This is a genomic window from Frigidibacter sp. MR17.24 (genome assembly GCF_037095655.1).
Lineage (GTDB): Bacteria > Pseudomonadota > Alphaproteobacteria > Rhodobacterales > Rhodobacteraceae > Frigidibacter.
Genome location: NZ_JBAWKE010000015.1, coordinates 21,842 through 44,324, shown reverse-complemented (window position 1 = coordinate 44,324; position 22,483 = coordinate 21,842). Strand labels below are relative to the sequence as shown.

Here is a 22,483-nt window from a genome sequence, read left to right as displayed (position 1 = left end):
GTCAGCCAGAACAGGTTGCTCGTCATATCCGCCTCCTTGCGGAGCCGTGAATCACGACGAGCCAGGCAGATCAATGGGTCCTGAGCCTAGTGCAACCGCGCCCCGGTGCGCGAAACGAGGTTCTGCGCGCAACTCGATACCTCGGTAGGGCTTCCGGACGGAATGGACAGGCTGCCACGCCCGAAGCCGCGTCGAGGCCCAGATGAACCGCCTCAAGCTCTTCGGCGAACGGATCATGTCGCGAGACGCCGGCCGTCCTGCTGCCCTCATCCAGATCCGAACTGCCATCGTGAACCGCTGCTCGGCCCTTGGAGGGGCTGAAGCCGAGGCCATTGCGCGAGGCCTGCGGGGAAAGGGGCAAGGCGTCCTGTCGTTCGATTGACGCACCAAGGTTGAAGCGGAAGCGCAATCGCCAGTAGAAAGTGTCTCATTATTTGGATTGCTGACCAACTATTTGACGCCGTCTCGCAGTATGTGGTACGAGTGCGCCGCGCCAGGGAGGGCGACGATGGGCGCTGAAAGCAAATCAGAGAAAAAACTCGTGCCCGGGACGCAGACGCTGTCCCGAGGCTTGGCCTTGCTCGAGCTGGTGGGCGAGGGGCTCAGTGACGTGCGTGGGATTGCCGAGCGGCTCGACATCCCGCGGAGCACGGCGGCACGGATGCTCTCGAACCTCGTGGCCGAGGGCTATCTTCATCACATCCCCTATCGCGGCTACACGCTCGGACCCAAGCTCATCCTGCTGGGGCAGCGCGCGACCGAGCAGCGGCCGCTCGTCTCAATAGCTCATCCGTTTCTCGAGGCGCTGGCCCAGGAGACCCGCGATACGGTGCATTTCGGTGTGCTGGACCGGGGCGAAGTACTCTACCTCGAAAAACTGTCGGGAACGCGCGGGCTGGAAATGCGCTCACGCGTCGGCTCGCGGATGCCTGTCGCATCGACCGGTCTTGGCAAGTCGATGATGATGGCGCGTCCGAAGCGGGAGTGGCAGGCATTCTACCAAGATGCCTGGACCTTCGCGGCGACCCAACCGGATCGGCCGCCGCTGTGCAGCTTCGACGCCTTGTGCGCCGATCTGACAGAAGCGGCGGCGCGAGGCTGGACCTACGACCTGGAAGAGAACGAATGGGGCATTCGCTGCATCGGCGCCCCCGTTCGCGACGCGAGCGGTCAGGCGATCGCAGCGGTCAGCGTTGCCAGCGCCATCACCTTCATGCCCGAGGACCGCATGGAGCGGCTTGGTCCGACCGTCGCGCGCATCGCCCGCGAAATTTCCGAAAGCCTCGGATGGAGAGCAGACCAATGACCGACCTTATCGCCCTCGACTGGGGCACCTCGAGCCTGCGCGCTTTCCTGATGCGCGATGCACAGGTCGTCGAGGAGCGGTCGAGCCCACATGGCATCCAGAAGCTGCCCGAACCGGGCGGTGAAGAAGGGTATCGCGCGGCCTTCACCCAGATCTGCGGCGACTGGGCCGCGCTTGGTCTGCCTGCGGTCGCAGGCGGCATGGTCGGCTCGCAGCAGGGCTGGATCGAGGCGCCGTATGTGCGCTGCCCCGCCGCCGTCACCGATCTGGTCAGATCCGAAGGTCTGGTCGACACGCCGCAGGGCGGTCAGCTGCACATCGTGCCGGGCGTGCTGCTTGACGATCCTGCGCTGCCGCCGGACGTGATCCGGGGCGAAGAGATCCAGATCGCGGGCGCGCTGGCCGATCGGCCCGACTGGGCACGGGCCGCACTTTTCGTGATGCCGGGGACGCATTCGAAATGGGTCACGGTGCGCGACAGCGTGATCGAGACCTTCTCGACCTACATGACCGGCGAGATCTTCGCGGTGATGGCCGACCATTCGATCCTGGGCCGCCTGATGACCGATGACGCGCCCGCGGCCGACGTGGCCGCCGACGCCTTTGCCAAGGGGATCGAGGTCGCGCGGGCCGGTGGCGCCGGGGATCTGGGCCATCAGCTGTTCTCGACCCGGACCATGGGCCTGACCAAGCGGCTGCCGAACAACGCATTGCGCGACTACCTCTCGGGCCTGCTGATCGGGAACGAGATCCTGTCGGCCGCCCGGGCGCTGGAAGGTCGGGCCGCCGCCGCGATCCTGATGATCGGCGAGGGCAGGCTTTGCGACCGCTACCGCGACGCGATGGCGATGTTCGGGCTGACCGTCACCGCCCAGCTTGGCAACACCGCGCCGCAGGGACTGTGGCGCTTTGCGGAAACGAGGGGGCTCGTGGCCCCGGCAAGCCAGCCGTCGCTGGCCTGAGATCGAGGAAGAGTAGCATGAAAGCTCTGGTCTATACCGGCCCGAAAAGCGTCGAAGTCCGCGAGGTCGCGACCCCCGCGCCCGTCGCCGGGGCGGTCAAGGTCAAGATGCGCTTCTGCGGCGTCTGCGGCACCGATATCGGCATCTTTTCCGGCAGGCATCCGCGCGCCAAGGCGCCGCTGGTGTTGGGCCATGAATTCGTGGGCGCAGTATCCGAAGCGCCTGCGGGCAGCCGCTTCGCCGTGGGGGACCGCGTCGTCGCCTATCCGCTGATCTCCTGCGGGGAATGCCGCCCCTGCCGCACCGGCACGCCGCATGTCTGCCAGACGCTGCGCCTTATCGGCATCGACCGCGACGGCGGCATGGCCGATCACCTGTGGGTCAAGGAAGACGTGCTGTTCAAGGTGCCCGACGGCGTGTCGGATGAAGTCGCGTCGCTGGTCGAGCCGCTGGCGGTCGTCGTCCGGTCGCTGCATCAAGCGCAGTTCCAGGCGCTGGACTCCTGCGTCGTCATGGGCGCGGGCCCGATCGGCATCCTGACCGCGATCGTGCTGAAACATGCGGGCGCGTCGAAGATCATCATCTCCGACATCGACGAGGCGCGCCTCGCGATGTGCCGCGACTTCGGCTTCGACGCGGTGAACGTGCGCGAGACGAACCTGATCGAGCATGTGAACGCCGTCACCGAGGGCACGGGCGTCGATATCGTCTTCGAATGCTCGGGCGTCGAAAGTGCCGCGCTCGACATGACCAAGCTCGCGCGCGTCGGCGGCATGCTCTGCATCACCGCGACCCACAAGGTGCCGCATGCGGTGGCGCTGATCGACATCAACTTCAAGGAACAGCGGCTGGTCGGCACCCGCGTCTACACCCTGCAGGAATTCGGGGACTCGGTCGCCTTCGCAGGCCGGATCGCCGACGACCTGTCGAAGCTGATCACGCAGGTCGTGCCGCTGTCGGATGCCGCCTCGGTCTTCGACATGATCGCCGACCCGTCGGTCAACGCCGTGAAGATCCTCGTCGATTGCCAAGCCTGAGGAAGACCAGATGACCAGTTTCGACCTGACCGGCCGCAAGGCCATGGTGACCGGCGGCACCCGCGGCCTTGGCCTCGGCATGGCCGAGGCGCTGGCGGAAGCGGGCGCCGAAGTGGTGATCTTCGGCACTTCGGCCAAGGTGCATGATGTCGCGGCCGACCTGACCGCGAAGGGCTTGAAGGTGCAGGGCACCGTCTGCGACCTGTCCGAAGCCGAAGGCCGCCGCGCAGGCTTCGACGCGGCGCTGGCGCAGTTGGGCGGCAAGCTCGACATCCTCGTGAATGCGGCCGGCATCCAGAAGCGCCACAAGGCCGAGGATTTCCCGCTGTCGGACTTCGCGGATGTGCTGGAGGTCAACCTGACCGCCGTCTTCGACTTCTGCCAGCTGGCAGGCCGGATCATGCTGGAGCAGGGCCATGGCAAGATCGTCAACGTGGCCTCGCTCCTGTCGTTCTTCGGCGGGCTGACCGTCCCGGCCTACGCGGCCAGCAAGGGCGGCGTGATGCAGCTGACCAAGGCCCTGTCGAACGAATGGGCCCATCGCGGCGTCAACGTGAACGCCATCGCGCCGGGCTACATGGCGACCGAGATGAACACCGCGATCCTCGCCGATGCGGGCCGCAACGCCGAAATCACGGCGCGCATCCCCGCCCGCCGCTGGGGCACGGGGGCCGACATGAAGGGCCCGACCGTGTTCCTCGCCTCCCCCGCCTCCGACTACGTCCACGGCGTCGTGCTGCCGGTGGACGGTGGCTATCTCGGCCGCTGACGCGCTGACCCAAGGATTTGGCTCCATGAAGATCATCATCTCCGACCTCGACCACGACTCGCACCAGATCGAGAAGGACGTTCTCGGCGCGGCAGGGTTCGATTTCGACCTGCTGCAGTGCAAGACCGAGGACGACCTGATCGCGCAGGCCAAGGGTGCGAACATCGTCATCAACCAGTACGCGCCGTTCACCGAGCGCGTCTTCGCGGCGCTGCCCGAGGTCAAGCAGATCATCCGTTACGGCGTCGGCGTGAACAATGTCGATCTGGCCGCCGCGACCAAGGCGGGCGTGCAGGTCTGCAACGTGCCCGATTACGGCATGAACGAAGTGTCGGACCATGCGCTGGCGATGACGCTGGCCGTGGTGCGCAAGATCGTTCCGATGAACGCCTCGACCAAATCCGGCACCTGGGACTATGCGATCGCCAAGCCGATCCGCCGCCAGTCGGAAATGACCGTGGGCGTCATCGGTCTGGGCCGCATCGGAAGGCTTTACGCCAAGAAGATGAACGCGCTCGGCTTCAAGGTGCTGGGGCAGGATCTGTTCTACGTTCCCTCGGCCGCCGACGGCACCGACTACATCACCGCCGCCAGCGTCGATGAGATCATCCTCGGCGCCGACATCATCGCGACCTTCTGCCCGCTGACCCCGGACACGAAGCACATGCTCGACGCAGATGCCTTCGCCCGGATGAAGGATGGCGTCGTCATCGTGAACACCTCGCGCGGCGGGATCATCGACGAAGACGCGCTCGCCGCGGCGCTGACGTCCGGCAAGGTTTCGGGCGCGGGCCTCGACACCACGGAAATCGAGCCGCTGCCGATGGAGAGCCCGCTGCGCGGCATCGAAAGCTGCCTGATCACCCCGCACATGGCTTGGTATTCCGAGGATGCCGCGCGGGAACTCAAACGCAAGGTCGCAGAGGAAGCCGTCCGCTTCGCCCGCGGCCAGGCCGTCAACTGGCCGGTCAACAAGCTCTGACCACTTCCCCTGATTTCACTGCATGTAGGAGGCATGACTTGAAGCATTTCGCCAAACTCGCCGCAGCGGCCCTGATCGCTGCGACCACCCTTCCGGCCCAGGCCGAGTCGCTGCGCTTTGCCAGCGTCACCTCGGTCTCGGCCAAGGAGGCCAGCACCAAGTTCGCCGAACTGGTCAAGGAAAAGACCAATGGCGAGCTGACCGTGAACGTGTTCATGGACAACCAGCTGGGTGACGACCGCGTCGCCACCGAAAGCACCATCTTCGGTGACATCGACATCGGCCTGTCCTCGACCAGCCCGCTGGCAAGCCTGTTCCCCGACCTCTACCTCTTCGACGCGCCGTTCCTGTTCCTGTCGCCGGAAGAGACCTATGCCCAGCTCGACGGCGAAGTCGGCCAGACCATCCTCGCCACGCTGGAAAGCAAGGGCCTGAAAGGCCTCGGCTTCTGGGAGAACGGCTTCCGCAACTTCACCGACAACGATGTGGTCGTGAAGCTGCCGTCCGATCTGGCGGGTATGAAGGTCCGCACGATGGAGAACGAGGTGCACCTGAGCGCCTGGCGTGCCTTCGGCGCGAACCCGACGCCGATGGCCTTCACCGAACTCTTCACCGCGCTGCAGCAGGGCACCGTGGACGCGCAGGAAAACCCGCTGGGCATCATCGACGGCAACCGCTTCCAGGAAGTGCAGAACCACGTCTCGCTGACCCAGCACGTCTACACGCCCTACATGTTCTTCATGAACCTCGACAAGTTCAACGGTCTCTCGGCCGATGAGCAGAAGGCGATCACCGACTCGGCGGCCGAGGCCATGGCCTTCCAGCGCGAGCGGTCGCAGGCGATCGAGAAGGACATCCTTGCCCGCTTCGCCGACCATGGCGTCACCGTGACCGAGCTGACCGCGGACGAGAAGGCCGTGTGGCAGAAGGCCGTCAACGACGCCAAGATCTACGACCTCGTGAAATCGAAGATGCAGCATCCCGAGCTGCTCGATGAGGTTCTGGCCGCCGAGTAACCGGCCCGGCCGACATCCTCCGCCGCGGTCCGGCAGGGCCGCGGCGGGGTCCTTTCCCGCAGCCGACGCCTGTCACGCCCGCGGGTCATCTCTGGAGGAGAGAACGACATGAGCGTCCTGCGCTGGCTGGACAGATATTTCGAGATCTCGATCGGCGTGGCACTGATGTCTTCGATGACCATCATCCTCGCGATCCAGGTCTTCATGCGCTATGTGATGGGGGCCTCGCTCTATTGGTCCGAAGAGCTCGCGCGTTACATCTTCATCTGGCTGATCTACCTCGGCATCAGCTATTCGGCCCGCCAGATGACCCATATCAAGGTCGATGCGGCACTGGGACTGTTCCCGCTGAAGCTGCGCCCCTGGGTCGTGTTCCTCGGCGATATGCTGTTTCTTGGCTTCGCCCTCTTCATCGTCTGGACCTCGTGGACCGTGGTGCAGCGTCAGATGATGCTGGGCCAGACCTCGACCGCGATGCAGATCCCGATGTGGTTCGTCTATTCGGCGCCGCTGGTGGGCTTTGCCCTGACCGCGATCCGGCAGGTGCAGACGCTGATCTGGCGCGCCCGGAACCCCGACAAATACATCAGCGAGGAAGTCTGAGACCATGGTCGCTGCCGTTCTCTTCCTCTCGCTCGCGGTCTTCCTGATCCTGAACGTGCCCGTGGGCATCGCCATCGGCCTGGCTTCGGTCGCGGCGATCGTCACCGGCGGCGGGCTGTCGATGGGCTATGTCGCCCAGACGCTCGTCTCCTCGACCGACAGCTTCCCGATCATGGCGATCCCGCTCTTCATCCTTGCCGGCGACCTGATGGGCGCGGGCGGGGTGTCGCGCCGGATCCTCGACGTGGCCAACGTCTTCTTCGGCCGCATCACCGGCGGTCTGGCCATCGTCACCGTCGTCGTCTGCATGTTCTTCGCGGCCGTGTCCGGCTCGGGCCCTGCCACCGTGGCGGCCGTGGGCTCGATGGTGGTGCCGACAATGCTGCGGGCGGGCTATTCGAAATCGTTCACGCTGGCGCTGATCGCCACCGCGGGCAGCATCGGCGTCATCATCCCGCCGTCGATCCCGATGGTGATCTTCGGCGTCTCGACCGGACAGTCGATTTCCGACCTGTTCCTTGCGGGCTTCGGCCCGGGCTTGCTGATCGGTCTCGGCCTCATCACCTATTGCTACCTGCATTCGAAGAAGATGGGCTGGGCCGGGGATGGCGTGCCCTATTCCAATTCCCGCGCCTTCTCGGCGATCTGGGATGCGAAATGGGCGCTTCTGAACCCGTTCATCATCCTTGGCGGCATCTATTCGGGCGTCTTCACGCCGACCGAGGCCGCCGCCGTCGCTGCCGTCTATGCCTTCGTCTGCGGCGTCTTCATCCACCGCGAACTGTCGCCGAAGGATCTGTTCAAGGTCGTCGCGGGCTCGTGCTCGACCACCGGCACCACGATGGTGATCCTCGGGTGCGCTTCGGCCTTTGCGCGGATCCTGACGGTGGAACAGGTGCCGGGCATGGTGGCGGATGCGCTGGTGCAGCTGTCCTCGAACCCGATCCTGATCCTGCTGATCATCAACATCCTGCTCATGCTCGTCGGCTGCGTGATGGACACGACGCCCGCCATCCTCGTGCTGGCGCCGATCCTGTTCCCGGTCGCGACCGCCGTTGGCGTCGATCCGATCCACTTCGGGATCATCATGGTCGTCAACCTTGCCATCGGTTTCATCACGCCTCCGCTGGGGATCAATCTCTTCGTCGCGACACGGGTGGGCAATGCCAGCCTCTCGACCGTCGTGCGCGGGATCGTTCCCTTCGTGCTGGTCATGGTCGCGATGCTGTTGATGATCACCTACATTCCCGGCATCTCGCTGGGTCTGAAGCAGCTGATCACCAACTGAGCCTTCACGCCGGGCGGGTTCATCGCCCGGCGCCTCAGACATTCCCGGAGCCCGGCCATGAACCTCGAAACCGCCTTTGCCGCCTGTCCGCTGGTCGCCATCCTGCGCGGCCTGACGCCCGAAGAGGCGATCGCCGTGGGCGAGGCGCTGGTCGATGCGGGCTTCACCATCCTCGAGGTGCCGCTGAACTCCCCGCGCCCGCTGGAAAGCATCGCGGCGCTGTCGCGCCATCTGAAGGGCCGCGCCATCGTCGGCGCCGGCACCGTTCTGACCGCCACCGCCGCCGAAGAGGTCGTCGCGGCGGGTGGCGAACTGATCGTCATGCCCCATGCCGACACCGCCGTCATCGCCCGCGCGAAGGCGCTTGGCGCGGCCTGCGTCCCCGGCATCGCCACGCCGACCGAAGCCTTCGCGGCACTCGCGGCCGGGGCCGATGCGCTGAAGATCTTCCCCGCCGAACTCGTCGCGCCGAAAGTCGTCAAGGCGATGCTTGCGGTTCTGCCGAAGGGTGTGAAGCTGCTGCCCGTCGGCGGCATCACCCCTGAGACGATGGAGCCCTACCGCGCTGCCGGAGCCGCAGGCTTCGGCCTCGGCTCCGCGCTCTATGCCCCCGGCACGCCCCCGGCGGAAGTGGGCACCCGCGCCCGCGCCTTCATCGCTGCACTTGGAGCCAAATGATGCGTTTCGTCTCTGTCGGAGAATGCATGCTGGAGCTGACCGGCACCGGCGCGCCCAACACCTGGAAATCGGGCTTCGCGGGCGACACGTTCAACACTGCATGGTATGCGCGCCGCGCGCTGCCGACCGAGTGGAGCGTCGCCTATCACACCGTTGTCGGTACCGATCCGCTGTCCGACGGCATGGTCCAGTTCATCGCGGACGCCGGCGTCGAGACGGCCACTATCGGTCGCCATCCGACCCGGATGCCCGGTCTCTACATGGTCACTCTGACGAATGGCGAGCGGTCGTTCACCTATTGGCGCGAGACCGCTGCCGCCCGCACGCTGGCCGATGATCCCGTGGTTCTGGATGCCGCGCTCGACGGCGCGACCCTCGTTTATTTCTCGGGCATCACCGCGGCGATCCTCGGAGACAAGCGCAGCGATTTTCTGCGGGCGGTCGGCCGTGCCCGCGCTGCGGGCGCGACCGTCGCCTTCGATCCGAACATCCGTCCCCGGCTTTGGTCCTCGCCCGACGCGCTGCGGGCGGGTCTGACCGAGGCGGCGGCCGCAGCCGATATCGTGCTGCCCGGCTATGAAGACGAGGCGCACTGGTTCGGTGATGCCGATCCGACTGTGACGGCGCAGCGCTATCTGGCCGGAGGCTCGTCCGAGGTGATGGTCAAGAACGGCGGTGGCGAGGTGGCGCTTGGAACAGCGGAAGGTATCGAAAGCTTCACCCTTGGGCCGGCGGTGAAGCCGCTCGACACGACAGGTGCCGGCGACAGCTTCAATGGCGCGTATCTGTCAGCCCGGCTGCAAGGGGCCAGCCCGCGCGTGGCGGCCGCGGCAGGCGATGCTTTGGCGCGTCGGGTCATCATGCAGCGCGGGGCATTGGTCGAGGACCACTGACCTGCCGCCGGGCCTAGATCCAGTCGCGACCGGAGCCCGCCGGTTGTTTGCGTTTGCCCTCGACGTCGCGGGTGGCTGAGCAATCCTCGTGGCCCCCGGCGCGACCGTTCTGGCGGCTCGGCATGGCTCGAAGCCGACTTGCAGGAATGTCGGCGTGAAACCGTCTCACTGATCCGTGCGGCAACGACGTCCGCATCGGGCGCTGAAGGTGAGCGCGGCCGAGGCGATGCTCTTTCGGCGCCTGCCAGAGCCAGCTCTGTTCCGTCCCGTCGCCGGTAGGCGGCGAAATCAGCGGCTCGAGACGAGGGGCATCAGCGTCGCCGCACTCTCGCGCGCGTAATGCGTCCTGCCGCGCGGCAATTCGAACAGGGCTTCGGGATCGTCCGTGACAAGGTGATCGATCTCGTCGAGCCGGCAGATGGACACGCGGCTCTCGGTGCCAAGCTTGGCCGAGTGGCACAGCATCACGCAGCTGTTCGAGTGGCGGATCATGGCGCGCGCGACCTCGGCCTCGTGCAGTTCGTAATCCGTGGCGCCGCGGTCGCGGTGAAGCGCCACCGGCGAGATCACCGCGAAATCGGCCCAGAACCGGTCGATCTCGGACAGGGTCATTTCGCCGAAAGTCGCGGGCACGTCGGCATGCGGGCGGCCGCCAAGAAGCAGGATGTCGCAATCGCTGCCCGCGCTCATCACCGTCGCGATCTCGAGCGAATTGGTGATCACCCGGATGTGGCCGCGTGCCGCGAGGGCCTCGGCGAAGGCGCGGGTGGTGGTGCCGGCGTCGATGAAGCAGGTCGAACCGGTCGGGATCAGGCTGCAGGCCAGCTGACCGATCGCCTGCTTCTGGGCCGAATACTGCACGAGGCGCGTGGCGAAGGTCGGTTCGGGTTCGACATGCGCGAGGGCGACCGCGCCGCCGTGGACCCGCTGGAGCAGCCCCGCCTCGTCCATCTCGAGCAGGTCGCGGCGCACGGTCTCGCGCGAGACGGCGAAGCGTGTCGCCAGTTCGTTGGCCGAGACCTTACCGTGCTGCCCCAGAAGGGCGAGGATCTGCGCCTGACGCTCGTGTGACCACATGTCGGTCCTCCTTCATTCCCCGCTCTCTGCCTGCTGATGCCACGCAAGTCCACATCGGACGGGCGGATTCGTGCGTTTGACGTCTGGTTCGTGTGGATTCGGCTGCAGGTCGGCGCGGATGCCGCGGAAAATCCGATCACACCCGGGTGTCGAGTGGGTAATTTTTGGGCGGAGTGTGTATTTAAATGCGTTTGGTTGCGTTTGCCTGTGCTTTCGCTGTGCGCCTGCCCTGCGGCGCCACATAGTCGCACAAAAGCGCAGGACCCCAGAGATCATGACACGCCCCCCCGAAGCCGAATTCGCAGCCGATGTGGCAGACGGTGCCCGCGCCATGGCACTGAGCTACTTCCGCAAGCCGCTCGAGGTCGATGCCAAGGAGGACCGCTCGCCGGTGACGGTGGCCGACCGCGAGATCGAGGCCTTCATGCGCGCCCGCATCGCCGAGAGCTTCCCCGCCCACGGCGTCTTCGGCGAGGAGCAGGACCCCGAGCGCCTCGACAGTCCCGACGTCTGGGTGGTTGATCCGATCGACGGCACGAAATCCTTCGTCACCGGGCATCCGCTGTTCGGCAACCTGATGGCGCTGCTGCGCGAGGGCCGGCCGTTCCTGGGCCAGATCGAGATGCCGGCGCTCGGCGAGCGGTGGCAGGGTGTTTCGGGGGCGCCCACGCTGTTCAACGGCGCGCCCTGCCGCACCTCGGACTGCCGCGACCTGTCGGCGGCGCTGGCCTACACCACCGACCCGATGCTGTTCGTGGACGAGGACCGCCGGGCATACGATGCGCTGTTCGGCGCGGTGCGGCTGCTGCGCTTCGGGGGCGACTGCTACAACTACGGGCTTCTCGCCTCGGGTCATTGCGACCTCGTGCTCGAGATCGGGCTCCAGCCCTACGACTACCTTCCCCTCGTCAGCGTGATCGAGGGGGCAGGGGGCGTCATCACCGACTGGTCGGGCCGCGCGCTCGGCCTGAATTCGGGCGGCGACGTGCTCGCCTCGGCGACACCGGAACTTCACGCGCAGATGCTGGCCCTGCTTGACGGGCTGCAGGTGCAGAAGACGGCCTGAGGGCCAGACCACCAAGACCAAAAACAACCATAAAGACCCATCCGACAGGAGACAGCCATGCTCAACAGACGGTCCTTCCTGCGCTATGCCTCCGTGGCCGGCGCCGGCCTTGCATTGCCGCGCATCAACCCCGACTTCTTCATCAGCCCCGCCAATGCCGCGATCACCAAGCCGATGACCTTCCTGTCGGCCGAGAACATCACCGGCAACTGGGATCCGACCTCGCACACCACCCTGTCGCAAAGCACGATCCAGGGCTTCGTGATGGGCTATCTGACCCGCGCGCCGATGCGCGAGGACGACCCGGCCAAGATGAACATGGATCTCGCGACCGAGCTGAACCTGCTCGACGCGCACCGGCTGGAGATCAAGCTGCGCCAGGGCGTGACCTTCCATGACGGCAAGCCCTTCAAGGCCGAGGACGTGAAGGCGACCTTCGAATACGGGGCCCAGCCCGACCGCCCGGCGCAGTGGTATCCCGGCTCGAACGAGACCTTCGAGGTGACCACCCCCGACGACTACACCGTGATCGTCGACACCACCAAGGGCGGCTACGGCGCCCACATGTTCTACTTCCTCGCAGCCTACCTGCCGATCATGTCGGCGACCGACGTGGCCGACGGTCCGAAGGGCAAGCTGACCCAGCGCCTGAACGGCACCGGCCCCTTCAAGTTCGTCGAGCAGCGCGGCAACGACACGGTGATGGAGGCCTCCCCGGGCTACTACAAGGGCGCACCGACCGTTCCGGGCGTCGTCTACTCCTTCGTCGGCGATGCGACCACGCGGATGCTGTCGCTGATGAACGGCCAGGCCGACGTCATCGAGCGCCTGGAGCCCGAGCAGCTCGAGACGCTCGAGGGCAACGAGGACATCAAGATCTCGCAGCTGCTGTCGGTCGAGAACAAGTACCTGTGGTTCCGCTGCTCGAAGGCCCCCTTCGACAATCCGCTCGTGCGCAAGGCCGCGGCCCATGCCATCGACCGTGACCTGATCATGGAGGTCATGGGCTCGGCCGGTCACGCCTCGTCGAACTATGTCTCGCCGATCAAGTTCGGCTACACCGACCTCGAGAACTATCCCAAGTACGATCCCGAGGAATGCCAGCGCCTGCTGGCCGAGGCGGGCTATCCCGGCGGCCAGGGCCTGCCCGAGCTGGAATACATCACCTCGACCGGCTTCTACCCGAAGACCAAGGAATACGGCGAGGTGATCACCGCGCTGCTGCAGGAGCAGGGCTTCCCGGTCACGCTGAACGTGATGGAGGTCGCGGCCTGGAACGAGCGTCTCTATGACCGTCCCGGCGGCGGCCCGGGCCACATGATCGACTGCGGCTGGGCCTCGGGCTCGCCGGAGCCGGACCTGATCCTGCGCACGCACTTCCACTCGTCGTCGAAGCGGATCTGCGGCATCGTCGACCCCGAGATCGACGCGGCGCTCGACGCCGAGCGCAACGCGCCCTCGCTCGAGGCCCGCAAGGAGGCGCTGCAGACCGGCATCATGCCACTGCTGGCCGACAAGGTCCCGGCGCTGTCGCTGTTCACCTCGGTGATGATCCACGCCATGCGCGCGGAATATGACGGGCTGTTCATCTATTCGGACGGTCTCTTCGACGCCTCGCAGGTCACCTCCGCCTGACGTCCCTTCCGGGGGCGGCGACGGCACCCGCCGCCGCCCCCGTTCCGCCAACCCGAAGGGTCCGCCATGTTCATTGCCAGATTCCTCGCCCGCCGCCTGATGCAGGGCGCGCTGATCATCTTCCTCGTCTCGGCGCTGATCTTCACGCTTCTGCGCGTGGTGCCCGGCGACCCGGTGCGTCTGATGGCCGGCGGCATGGCGCCCGAGGCGCTGATCGAGCAGATCGCCACCGAGATGGGCCTGCGCGACCCGATCTACGTCCAGTTCGGCCGGTACATGGGCGGCGTCGTCCACGGCGACTTCGGCCAGTCCTTCGTGCGGCCCGCCAACGGCGCCGCGGTCGGCGGTGCAAGCTATGACGACAGCACCCGCTCGGCCCGCGCCGAAGTCATCGACCTGATCGCCGAGACCGCGCCCAAGACCATCCAGCTCGCCTGCCTCGCCATGGTGTTCGCGCTTCTGATCGCGATCCCGATCGGGGTCTGGGGCGGGCTGCACCCGGGCGGATGGCCGGACCGCATCGCGCTCTACTGCAGCTCGGTCTTCGTCTCGCTGCCGAACTTCTGGGTCGGCATCATGCTGGCGCTGCTGCTGTCGGTGAAGCTGAAGCTGCTGCCCGCCATCGGCTACGACGGGTTTTCCTACACGATCCTGCCCGCCTTCGTGCTGGGGCTTGAGATCGCGCCCTTCGTCATCCGCTCGCTCACCGTCTCGGTCGCGGGGATCATGGGGCAGAACTTCATCGCCATCGCCGGGGTGCGCGGCCTGTCGCGCAACCAGATCGTGTTCCGCCACGGGGTCAAGAACGCCGCGGTGCCGCTGCTGAACCTGCTTGGCGTGCAGTTCTCGATGCTGCTGGGCGGCGTGCTCGTGGTCGAGTTCATCTTCGACTACCCCGGGCTCGGCCTGCTGACGATCAACGCCGTGATGCAGCGCGATTTCCCGCTGATCCAGGGCATCGCCATCGTCACCGCCGCCGCCTTCGTGCTGATCAACATCGTCGTTGATCTTCTGTCCACCATGATCGACCCGAGGCTCGAATACTGATGGCTAGTGCAGACACCTTCGCCCCCGCGCCGACCCGCGCCCAGTCCCGCTCGATCGCGGCGCGCATCTGGCGGCTGGCGCTGTCCTCGGTCGAGTTCCGCATCGGGCTCGTGGTCTTCGTGGTCCTGCTGCTCGCGGCGCTGCTCTACCCCGAGATCAGCGGCATCGACCCTACGAAGATGAGCATCCGCGACAAGATGACCCCGCCGGTCTTCCTGGGCGAGGGCTGGACCTGGGCGCATCCGCTGGGCACCGACCAGTTGGGCCGCGACATGCTGGCGCGCAGCCTCGTGGGCCTGCGCTACTCGATCCTGATCGGGCTCACCACCACGGTGCTGATGCTGATGGTGGGCGCGCTGATCGGCCTGGTCGCGGGCTATTACGGCAAGTCGATCGACACGGTGCTGATGCGCCTGACCGATGCGCAGCTGTCGATCCCGATGATCATCCTCGCGATCACCATCCTCGGCGTCTCGCGCCCGACGATCCCCTCGATCATCCTGGTGCTGGGGCTTGCCGGCTGGCCGGTCTACGCCCGGGTCATGCGCTCGACGATCATGGCCGAACGCAAGAAGGAATACGTGCGCGGCGCGATGGTTCTCGGGGCGACCGACCTGCGGATCATGTTCACGCTGCTGCTGCCGCTGGTGCTGCCGCCGATGGCCTTCGTCGCCGTGCTCGACGTGGCGCGGATGATGATCTTCGAGGCGGTGCTGGGCTTCCTCGGCCTCGGGGTCCAGCCGCCGACGCCGACCTTCGGCAACATCATCGCCGACGGCCGCAAATACCTGCTGAACGCCTGGTGGATCGCCACCATGCCGGGGGTGTTCCTGTTCCTCACCCTCACCAGCATCAACCTGATGGGCGCCTCGCTCGAACGGGCCCGCAACAGCATCTACGGAGGCGCATGACATGACCGGCATCCTTCCGAAGGGACCGCTTCTCGACGTCGCCGACCTCAGCGTCGTGGCAGAGCTGCCGGGAACCACCCGCACCATCCTCGACAAGGTGTCCTTCACGCTCGACAGCCGCCAGATCCTGTCGGTGATCGGCGAGAGCGGCGCGGGCAAGACGGTGCTCGCCCGCACGCTGGCCAGCTGGATCGCACCGCCTCTGGCAGTGAGCGGCGGCACCATCACCTTCCGCGGCCGCAACCTGCTGACCGACCGCGCCCATGCCCGCACCCTCGCCGGGCGCGAGATCGCCTATGTCGGCGGCAACCCGGCGGGCGCGCTCGATCCCACGATGACCGTGGGCGCCCAGCTGGTCGAGAAGCTGCGCGCCGTGCGCCCGGAAACCTCGGTCGAGGCGGCGCGCAAGAAGGCGGTCGATCTTCTGGATGCGGTGCGCATCCCCTCGGCCAAGACCCGTTTCCACGAATACCCGTTCCAGTATTCCGGCGGCATGATGCAGCGCGCGATGATCGTCGATGCGCTGATCTCCGACCCGGCGCTGCTGATCGCCGACAACATCACCCAGCCGCTCGACGTGACGGTGGCCGCGCAGATCCTCAAGCTGATGCGCGAGCTGACGGAAAGCTTCGACACCGCGGTCCTCTTCATCTGCTCGTCGCTGCCGGTGGCCTGCGACGCCTCGGACGAGGTGCTGGTGCTGAACCGCGGCCGGGTGGTGGAACGCCAGACGCCGAAGGCGCTGGTCGCGGCCCCCCGCCATGCCTACACCCAGCAGCTGATCCAGGAGCTGCCGAAGCTTTGGGACGCCTCGGTCGCCGCGCGGCCCGAGGAACGCGAAACCCCGCGCCCGATCATGTCGGTGAGCGGCGTCGCCAAGTCCTATTCGGCGCGCAACCGCGCGCAGGGCGGCACCTCTGTCGTCCAGGCGGTGCGCAACGTGTCCTTCGACGTGTTCGAGGGCGACAACTTCGGCCTCGTGGGTGAATCCGGCTGCGGCAAGTCCTCGCTGATGCGGCTGCTGACCGGGCTCGAACGCCCCGACGAGGGCAAGATCCTGTTCGAGGGCGAGGATGTCGGCACCGCCTCGGCCGGGCGGCTGCGCGCGCTGCGCCGCAAGTTCCAGCTGGTGCTTCAGGACCCCTACGGCTCGCTGCCGCCGCAAAGCTCGATCGGCGCGATCCTCGAGGAACCTCTGAAGATCCACCGCATCGGCAACCGCGCCGAGCGGCGCGAGCGTGCCCGCGCGGTCATGTCCGAGGTGGGCCTGCCCGATGCGCTCTACGGCGAGCTGCCCACCGGCCTGTCGGCGGGCCAGCGCCAGCGTCTGAACGTCGCCCGCGCCATGACGCTCGAACCGCGGCTGCTGATCATGGACGAGACGCTCTCGGCGCTGGACCAGACCGAGCAGGGCAAGATGCTCGACCTCTTCGAACGGCTGCAGGCCCAGCACGGCTTCACCTACATCTTCATCTCGCACGACCTCGCGATGGTGCGCCGCGTCTGCTCGCGCATCGCGGTGATGTATCTGGGCGAGACGGTCGAGGTCGCACCGAACGAACGGCTGTTCTTCGACCCGGGCCACCCCTACAGCCGTGCGCTCCTGTCGGCGGCGCCGACGCTGGAGCCGCGCCGCTACGATCCGGCCGACTGCCTGCTGGAAGGCGAACCGCCCAGCCCGATCGACCTGCCGCCGGGCTGCGCCTTCGCCAGCCGCTGCCCGCAGGCCTTCGCGCGGTGCAAGACCGTGAACCCCGGCCTGACCACCCGCGGCGGGCGCGCGCTTGCCGCCTGCCACCTGATCCCCGAGCCCGATTTCAAGGGCCTCACCCAGACGACGCCGGAGACGATCCATGCCTGACACCCAGATCCGCGCCGGCTTCGACGCCGCGCTGTTCCAGGAGCTGATGACCAAGGTCTCGGAATTCGGCGCGACGCCGATGGGCGGCGTCGACCGCATGGCGCTGACCGATGACCACGCGGCCGCCCGCAACTGGTTCAAGGCCGAGATGGCCGCGCGCGGCTACAGCGTGCTCGTGGACGCGATCGGCAACCTCTTCGGCCGGATCGAACTGGCCGGGCCCGACGCGCCGGTCGTGATGATCGGCTCGCATATCGACAGCCAGCCGCTCGCCGGGCGGTTCGACGGCGCCTATGGCGTGATGGCCGCGCTGGCCGCGATCGAGAGCTACCGCGCCGAATGCGCCGCCTCCGGCACCGCGCCGGGCTGCACCTTCGTCATCGCCGACTGGATGAACGAGGAGGGCGCGCGCTTCCAGCCCTCGCTTCTGGGCTCTTCGGTCTTCGCGGGCCAGCTGACGCTCGACTTCGCGCTTGCCCGCAAGGACCGCGAGGGCCGCAGCGTCGGCGACGAGCTCAAGCGCATCGGCTACGACGGCACCGACGTGGTGGGCATCCCCGACGTCTACCTCGAGATCCACATCGAGGGCGACGACAAGATGGAGAAGGCCGGGGCCCGCATCGCGCCCTTCATCCGCCACTGGGGCGCGCTCAAGGTGCGCATGGAGGTGACGGGCCAGCAGAACCACACCGGCCCGACGCCGATGGAGGACCGCCACGACGCGGTGCTGGGCGCGGCCTACATCATCGCCGAGTACAAGCGCCTCGCCGATACCGCGCCCGACACGCTCTTCACCTCGGTCGCGCGCGTCGACATCTCGCCGAACTCGCCCAACATCGTGCCGGGCAAGGCGATCCTGTTCGGCGAGCTGCGCGCGCCCGAGGCGGCGACCCTCGACTGGGCCGAGGCGGGGCTGAAGGCCGCCCTTCCGGGGCTGATGGAGAAGGCCGCCGTCACCGGCGAGATCGTCTCGATCGACCGCCGTCCGGCAGGCCGGTTCGATCCGCGCCTCGTGCAGCTGGCGGAAGAGGCCGCGGACGGCTTCGGCCTGCCGCGCATCCGCATCGACACGATCGGCGGCCATGACGCGATCCCGGTGCTGACCCGCTGTCCGGCGATCGTCGTCGCGGTGCCCAGCGTCGGCGGCGTGATCCACCGCCACGACGAATACACCTCGCCCGAGGATCTTGCCGCCGGCGGCGAGGTGCTGGTCGAGATGATCCGGCGCATCGACGCGGCGAAGGCCGATCTCGACCGCGCGGTGGCCGGCTGATGGAGGGCGCGCTCGTCTCCGACGCCGCGCTCGCCGCCGCGCTGGCGGCGGCGCGCCCCGATCTCGCCGGGGCCGAACTGCGCCCCGGCCCGGCCGCGCTGGCCTCGCCCAGCTACCTGGGCCTCGAGAGCCGGTCGGCCCATGTCGCCGCGCCCGAGGGCGGGCTGTTTTTCAAGCGGATGCACCCCGAGATGCGGGCCGGGCGCGATCTGGCCTCGGCGATGCGGCTTGCGACCGCCGCGGGCGGGGTCGGCGCGGGCCCCGAGGTGCTGTGGTCCGACGCCGCGACGGGCGCGATCCTGATGCGCGATCCCGGCCCCGGCTGGGCCGCATGCCGGCAGGCGCGCCTGCAGGATCCTGCCTTTGTCGCCGCCACCCTCGACCGCATGGTGCGCCTGCACGCGACGCCGGCCCTTGCCACGCGCTTCGACGCCTTCGCCGAGATCGACCGGCTGGTGGCCGAGGCCGATAGCGGCGCCATCGCGCTCGTGCAGGACATCGGCTGGATCCTCGACATGATCGCGCCGCTGCGTGCGCCGCTGCTGGCCGCGCCGCTGGCCCCCTGCCGCAACGACGGTTCGGCCTCGAACCTGCTGGGGGGGCCGGGCGCGCGCGACGTGCTGCTGGTCGACTACGACCGCGCGGGAATGAACGACCCGATGTACGATCTGGGCGTCCTGCTGGCCGAGGTGACCGATTTCGAAAGCGACATGGTCGAGCCGGCGGGCATCTACATGGGCCGGTTCGACGCCGCGGCCTTCGCCCGGGCGCGGCTGTGGTCGATCGTCGACGACGTGATGCATTCGGTCTGGGCACGGGTCGCGGGCGCGGGGTCGTGCCGCGGCTCGATCGAATGGCTGAAATATTCCGAATGGCGGATGATGCGCGCGCGCCTCGGCCTGCGCCATCCCGGCTACGAAGAGAAGATCCGCACCGTGGGGGGGCAGGCATGAAGGTGCTGGGACAGGCCGACCGGGCCGAGGAGCACGCGCTCGAGGCCGCGATGCGCGAGGCGGCGCTGTTCAGCGCCGATGCCGGGGCGCGCTACGCCCCGGTGTCGGGCGGGATCAGCAACTCGAACTGGCGGGTGCGTCTCAGCTCGGGGCGCGACTATTTCGTCAAGCTGCCCGGCAACGGCACCGAGATGTTCATCGACCGCGTCGCCGCGCTCGACGCCTCGCGCAAGGCGGCCGCCGCGGGGCTGGGGCCGCGGGTCTACGACGACCTCGCCCACCGCGGGATCGAGATCAACGACTTCATCCCCGATCGCCGGCCCAGCACGCACAGCGATTTCGCGCAGCGCGACCGCCGCGTCGCCGCGATCGAGGCCTATCGGCGCATGCATGCGATGCCCGCGCTGGGGCTGACGAAGACCGTCTTCGACATGATCGACGAACATCGGGTGCAGATGGCCGAGCTGGGCGCGCCCGCCTTCCGCGACGCGGGCTGGATCGAGATGAACGACCGGATGGCGCGGCAGGCGCTGATGGCCTCGGGGCTCGATCTCGTGCCCTCGTTCAACGATCCGATGCCGGGCAACTTCATGATCGGCGAGGACGGCTCGATCATGCTGATCGACTACGAATACGCCTCGATGAACGACCGTTGCTACGATCTCGGCATCTGGTTCGGCGAGATGTTCTTCACCGCCGAGCAGGAGGCCGAGCTGATCGAGGCCTATTTCGGCCGCGTGACCCCGCAGCTGGTGGCGCGGGTGACCATCCACAAGGCGCTGGCGGACGTGAAATGGGCCGCGTGGTCGATGGTGCAGCTCAAGGTGTCGCATCTTGATTTCGACTTCCACAAGTATGGGATGTGGAAGCTGATGCGGTTCCGGACGATCGTCGGCGATCCGTCCTGGGCCACGCATCTGCGCAACGCCTGAGGAGACCGCCATGCCGATCTACACCGCCATCGCCGGAGGCGAGAGCTTCCGCTTCGACGGGTTGGCCCGGCTTCTGGCCGCGGCGACCCCCGCGCGCTCGGGCGACCAGCTGGCCGGGATCGCGGCCGAGACCGAGGCCCAGCGCGTCGCCGCCCGCTATGCGCTGGCCGCGCTGCCGCTGGCGGAATTCCTCACCGAGGCGCTCGTCCCCTACGAGACGGACGAGGTCACGCGGCTGATCCTCGACGGGCACGACCGCGCGGCCTTCGCGCCGGTGGCCGCGATGACGGTGGGCGATCTGCGCGACTGGCTTCTGTCCGACGCGGCGACGCCGGTGACGCTGGCGCGGCTGTCGCGCGGCCTGACGCCCGAGATGGTGGCGGCGGTGTCGAAACTGATGCGCAATCAGGACCTGATCGCGGTGGCGCGCAAATGCGAGGTGATCTCGCGCTTTCGCAACACGATCGGCGGGGCGGGGCGGCTTTCGACCCGGCTGCAGCCGAACCATCCGGCCGACGATCTGCGCGGCATCGCGGTCGCGGTGCTCGACGGTCTGTTGCAGGGCGCGGGCGATGCGGTGATCGGCATCAACCCGGCCTCGGACAACATCGGGAACTGCACGCGCATCCTGCAGGCGCTCGACGGGCTGCGGCAGGATTTCGGCATCCCCACGCAAAGCTGCGTGCTGACCCATGTCACCAACACGATCCGCATCATCGAGGCCGGCGGCCCGGTGGACCTGCCGTTCCAGTCGATCGCCGGGACCGAGGCCGCGAACCGCGGCTTCGGCGTCGATCTGGCCGTCCTGAGGGAAGCCAACGAGGCTGCCCGCAGCCTCAACCGCGGCACGGTCGGCGACAACGTGATGTATTTCGAGACCGGGCAGGGCGCGCCCCTGTCGGCCGACGCCCATCACGGCGTCGACCAGCAGACGCTGGAATGCCGTGCCTATGGTGTCGCGCGGGTGTTCGAGCCACTTCTCGTCAATACCGTCGTCGGCTTCATCGGGCCCGAATACCTCTATGACGGCAAGCAGGTGATCCGCGCGGGTCTCGAGGACCACTTCTGCGGCAAGCTCCTCGGCCTGCCGATGGGGGTGGACGTCTGCTACACCAACCATGTCGAGGCCGATCAGGACGACATGGACACGCTGATGACGCTGCTGACCGCGGCCGGCGTGAACTTCGTGATCTGCGTGCCCGGGGCCGACGATGTCATGCTGAGCTACCAGAGCCTCGCCTTCGAGGATGCGACCTACCTGCGCCGGACCTTCGGCGTGCGCCCGGCGCCGGAATTCGAGGACTGGCTTGAGCGGATGGCACTGGGTCCCGCACTTGGTGCCACGGGGCCCTGGGCGCTGCCCGATCTGGGCGGGCTTATTAGGCGGATGGGGCTTTCGGCATGACGGACAAGGATGTGCCGAAGCTTCTTCATGGCCTGCGTGCGCTGACGCCGGCGCGGGTGCGCCTTGACGGCGGCACCGGCGCCCAGCCGCTTGGATCGGTGCTCGATTTCCAGCTGAGCCACGCCCGCGCCCGCGACGCGATCCGCCAGCCCGTCGATTGGGAGGCCGTGCGCGCCGCTCTCGACGGCCGCGCGCTGATCGAGCTGCAGAGCCGTGCCCCCGATCGCGACACCTACATCCGCCGGCCCGACCTCGGCCGCAGGCTTTCGGACGAGAGCCTCGCTCGGGTGCCGCGAACCGCGCCGGACCTCGCCATCGTCATCGCCGACGGGCTGTCGGCCTTTGCGGTGCGCAACCATGCCGCGGCGATGGTAAAGGCGCTGACGGCGGCTTTGCCGGACCTGACCATCGGCCCGATCGCGCTGGTGCGCGAGGGCCGGGTCGCCATCGGCGACGAGATCGGGGCCGCGATGGGGGCGGGGCTCTGCCTCGTGCTGATCGGCGAGCGGCCCGGACTGTCGGTGTCGGACAGCCTTGGCGCCTATCTGACGCTGGGGCCGAAGCCGGGCACGCCCGACAGCGGCCGCAACTGCGTGTCGAACATTCATGCCAACGGCGGGCTCGACTATGCGCGGGCCAGCGACCTGCTGGCCTTCCTGATCCGCCGCGCGCGCGAGATCGGGGCCACGGGCGTCGCGCTGAAGGACGACAGGACACAGACCGGACGGATCGGCGAGGGCTGAGAGCGCCCCGCCCGGGCCCGAGCGCCCCGGCCCGCCACCCGCGGGA

Annotated in this window: 21 protein-coding genes and 1 pseudogene; 21 read left to right on the top strand and 1 reads right to left on the bottom strand. The window is 67.6% G+C overall.

What is annotated here, in order from left to right; translation table 11 throughout:
- Positions 1–95: 95 nt before the first annotated feature.
- From V8J39_RS22710 to V8J39_RS22660, 11 genes and pseudogenes are all read left to right on the top strand, one after another.
- Positions 96–382: pseudogene (locus V8J39_RS22710) on the top strand (hypothetical protein); the annotation flags it as partial.
- Positions 383–508: 126 nt separating this feature from the next.
- Positions 509–1,306: an IclR family transcriptional regulator gene (locus V8J39_RS22705; RefSeq protein ID WP_336463265.1), complete on the top strand. Its 798-nt coding sequence runs from the start codon at positions 509–511 to the stop codon at positions 1,304–1,306.
- Complete coding sequence (locus tag V8J39_RS22700; RefSeq protein ID WP_336463264.1) at positions 1,303–2,268, top strand: 2-dehydro-3-deoxygalactonokinase; 966 nt, start codon at positions 1,303–1,305, stop codon at positions 2,266–2,268. Before V8J39_RS22705 ends, V8J39_RS22700 begins: the two co-directional genes overlap by 4 nt.
- A 17-nt stretch (positions 2,269–2,285) precedes the next feature.
- Positions 2,286–3,305, top strand: coding sequence for a zinc-dependent alcohol dehydrogenase (locus V8J39_RS22695; RefSeq protein ID WP_336463263.1), 1,020 nt, complete (start codon positions 2,286–2,288; stop codon positions 3,303–3,305).
- Between the two features lie 10 nt (positions 3,306–3,315).
- Entirely contained in the window at positions 3,316–4,074 is a 759-nt protein-coding gene (locus V8J39_RS22690) for an SDR family oxidoreductase (protein ID WP_336463262.1), read from the top strand.
- Positions 4,075–4,099: 25 nt separating this feature from the next.
- Positions 4,100–5,056: a C-terminal binding protein gene (locus tag V8J39_RS22685; protein ID WP_336463261.1), complete on the top strand. Its 957-nt coding sequence runs from the start codon at positions 4,100–4,102 to the stop codon at positions 5,054–5,056.
- Between the two features lie 38 nt (positions 5,057–5,094).
- A complete protein-coding gene (locus V8J39_RS22680) occupies positions 5,095–6,072 on the top strand; it encodes a DctP family TRAP transporter solute-binding subunit (RefSeq protein ID WP_336463260.1) in 978 nt (325 codons plus the stop codon).
- 108 nt (positions 6,073–6,180) lie between these two features.
- On the top strand, positions 6,181–6,675 hold the full coding sequence (locus V8J39_RS22675) for a TRAP transporter small permease (RefSeq protein ID WP_336463259.1): 495 nt from the start codon (positions 6,181–6,183) through the stop codon (positions 6,673–6,675).
- A 4-nt stretch (positions 6,676–6,679) separates the two neighbouring features.
- Positions 6,680–7,963, top strand: coding sequence for a TRAP transporter large permease (locus tag V8J39_RS22670; protein ID WP_336463258.1), 1,284 nt, complete (start codon positions 6,680–6,682; stop codon positions 7,961–7,963).
- 57 nt (positions 7,964–8,020) lie between these two features.
- Positions 8,021–8,641: a 2-dehydro-3-deoxy-6-phosphogalactonate aldolase gene (locus V8J39_RS22665; protein ID WP_336463257.1), complete on the top strand. Its 621-nt coding sequence runs from the start codon at positions 8,021–8,023 to the stop codon at positions 8,639–8,641.
- Positions 8,638–9,534: a sugar kinase gene (locus tag V8J39_RS22660; protein WP_336463256.1), complete on the top strand. Its 897-nt coding sequence runs from the start codon at positions 8,638–8,640 to the stop codon at positions 9,532–9,534. Before V8J39_RS22665 ends, V8J39_RS22660 begins: the two co-directional genes overlap by 4 nt.
- Positions 9,535–9,822: 288 nt before the next feature.
- Here the strand turns inward: V8J39_RS22660 and V8J39_RS22655 are convergent, their stop codons facing one another.
- The gene (locus V8J39_RS22655) at positions 9,823–10,611 is read right to left on the bottom strand and encodes a DeoR/GlpR family DNA-binding transcription regulator (RefSeq protein WP_336463255.1); all 789 of its coding nucleotides are present in this window, start codon (positions 10,609–10,611) and stop codon (positions 9,823–9,825) included.
- A 274-nt stretch (positions 10,612–10,885) separates the two neighbouring features.
- On the opposite strand from V8J39_RS22655, the gene hisN reads away from it, so the two are divergent.
- From hisN to eutC, 10 genes are all read left to right on the top strand, one after another.
- On the top strand, positions 10,886–11,677 hold the full coding sequence (gene hisN, locus V8J39_RS22650) for a histidinol-phosphatase (protein ID WP_336463254.1): 792 nt from the start codon (positions 10,886–10,888) through the stop codon (positions 11,675–11,677).
- A gap of 57 nt (positions 11,678–11,734) precedes the next feature.
- Positions 11,735–13,312: an ABC transporter substrate-binding protein gene (locus tag V8J39_RS22645; protein WP_336463253.1), complete on the top strand. Its 1,578-nt coding sequence runs from the start codon at positions 11,735–11,737 to the stop codon at positions 13,310–13,312.
- A gap of 66 nt (positions 13,313–13,378) precedes the next feature.
- Positions 13,379–14,359, top strand: a complete 981-nt coding sequence (locus V8J39_RS22640) for an ABC transporter permease (protein WP_336463252.1) — start codon at positions 13,379–13,381, stop codon at positions 14,357–14,359.
- The gene (locus V8J39_RS22635; RefSeq protein WP_336463251.1) at positions 14,359–15,270 is read left to right on the top strand and encodes an ABC transporter permease; all 912 of its coding nucleotides are present in this window, start codon (positions 14,359–14,361) and stop codon (positions 15,268–15,270) included. The genes V8J39_RS22640 and V8J39_RS22635 overlap by 1 nt, the downstream gene beginning before the upstream one ends.
- Position 15,271: 1 nt before the next feature.
- Positions 15,272–17,131 (top strand): ABC transporter ATP-binding protein, encoded by a 1,860-nt coding sequence (locus V8J39_RS22630; RefSeq protein ID WP_336463250.1) that lies wholly within the window; start codon positions 15,272–15,274, stop codon positions 17,129–17,131.
- Positions 17,124–18,404 carry a Zn-dependent hydrolase gene (locus tag V8J39_RS22625; RefSeq protein ID WP_336463249.1) on the top strand — a complete coding sequence of 427 codons (1,281 nt, stop codon included), beginning with the start codon at positions 17,124–17,126 and terminating at the stop codon, positions 18,402–18,404. The genes V8J39_RS22630 and V8J39_RS22625 overlap by 8 nt, the downstream gene beginning before the upstream one ends.
- Positions 18,404–19,357, top strand: coding sequence for a phosphotransferase family protein (locus tag V8J39_RS22620; protein WP_336463248.1), 954 nt, complete (start codon positions 18,404–18,406; stop codon positions 19,355–19,357). The genes V8J39_RS22625 and V8J39_RS22620 overlap by 1 nt, the downstream gene beginning before the upstream one ends.
- Positions 19,354–20,289 (top strand): choline/ethanolamine kinase family protein, encoded by a 936-nt coding sequence (locus V8J39_RS22615; protein ID WP_336463247.1) that lies wholly within the window; start codon positions 19,354–19,356, stop codon positions 20,287–20,289. Before V8J39_RS22620 ends, V8J39_RS22615 begins: the two co-directional genes overlap by 4 nt.
- A 10-nt stretch (positions 20,290–20,299) precedes the next feature.
- Positions 20,300–21,694, top strand: a complete 1,395-nt coding sequence (locus tag V8J39_RS22610) for an ethanolamine ammonia-lyase subunit EutB (protein ID WP_336463246.1) — start codon at positions 20,300–20,302, stop codon at positions 21,692–21,694.
- On the top strand, positions 21,691–22,437 hold the full coding sequence (gene eutC, locus V8J39_RS22605; RefSeq protein ID WP_336463245.1) for an ethanolamine ammonia-lyase subunit EutC: 747 nt from the start codon (positions 21,691–21,693) through the stop codon (positions 22,435–22,437). Before V8J39_RS22610 ends, eutC begins: the two co-directional genes overlap by 4 nt.
- Positions 22,438–22,483 lie beyond the last annotated feature (46 nt).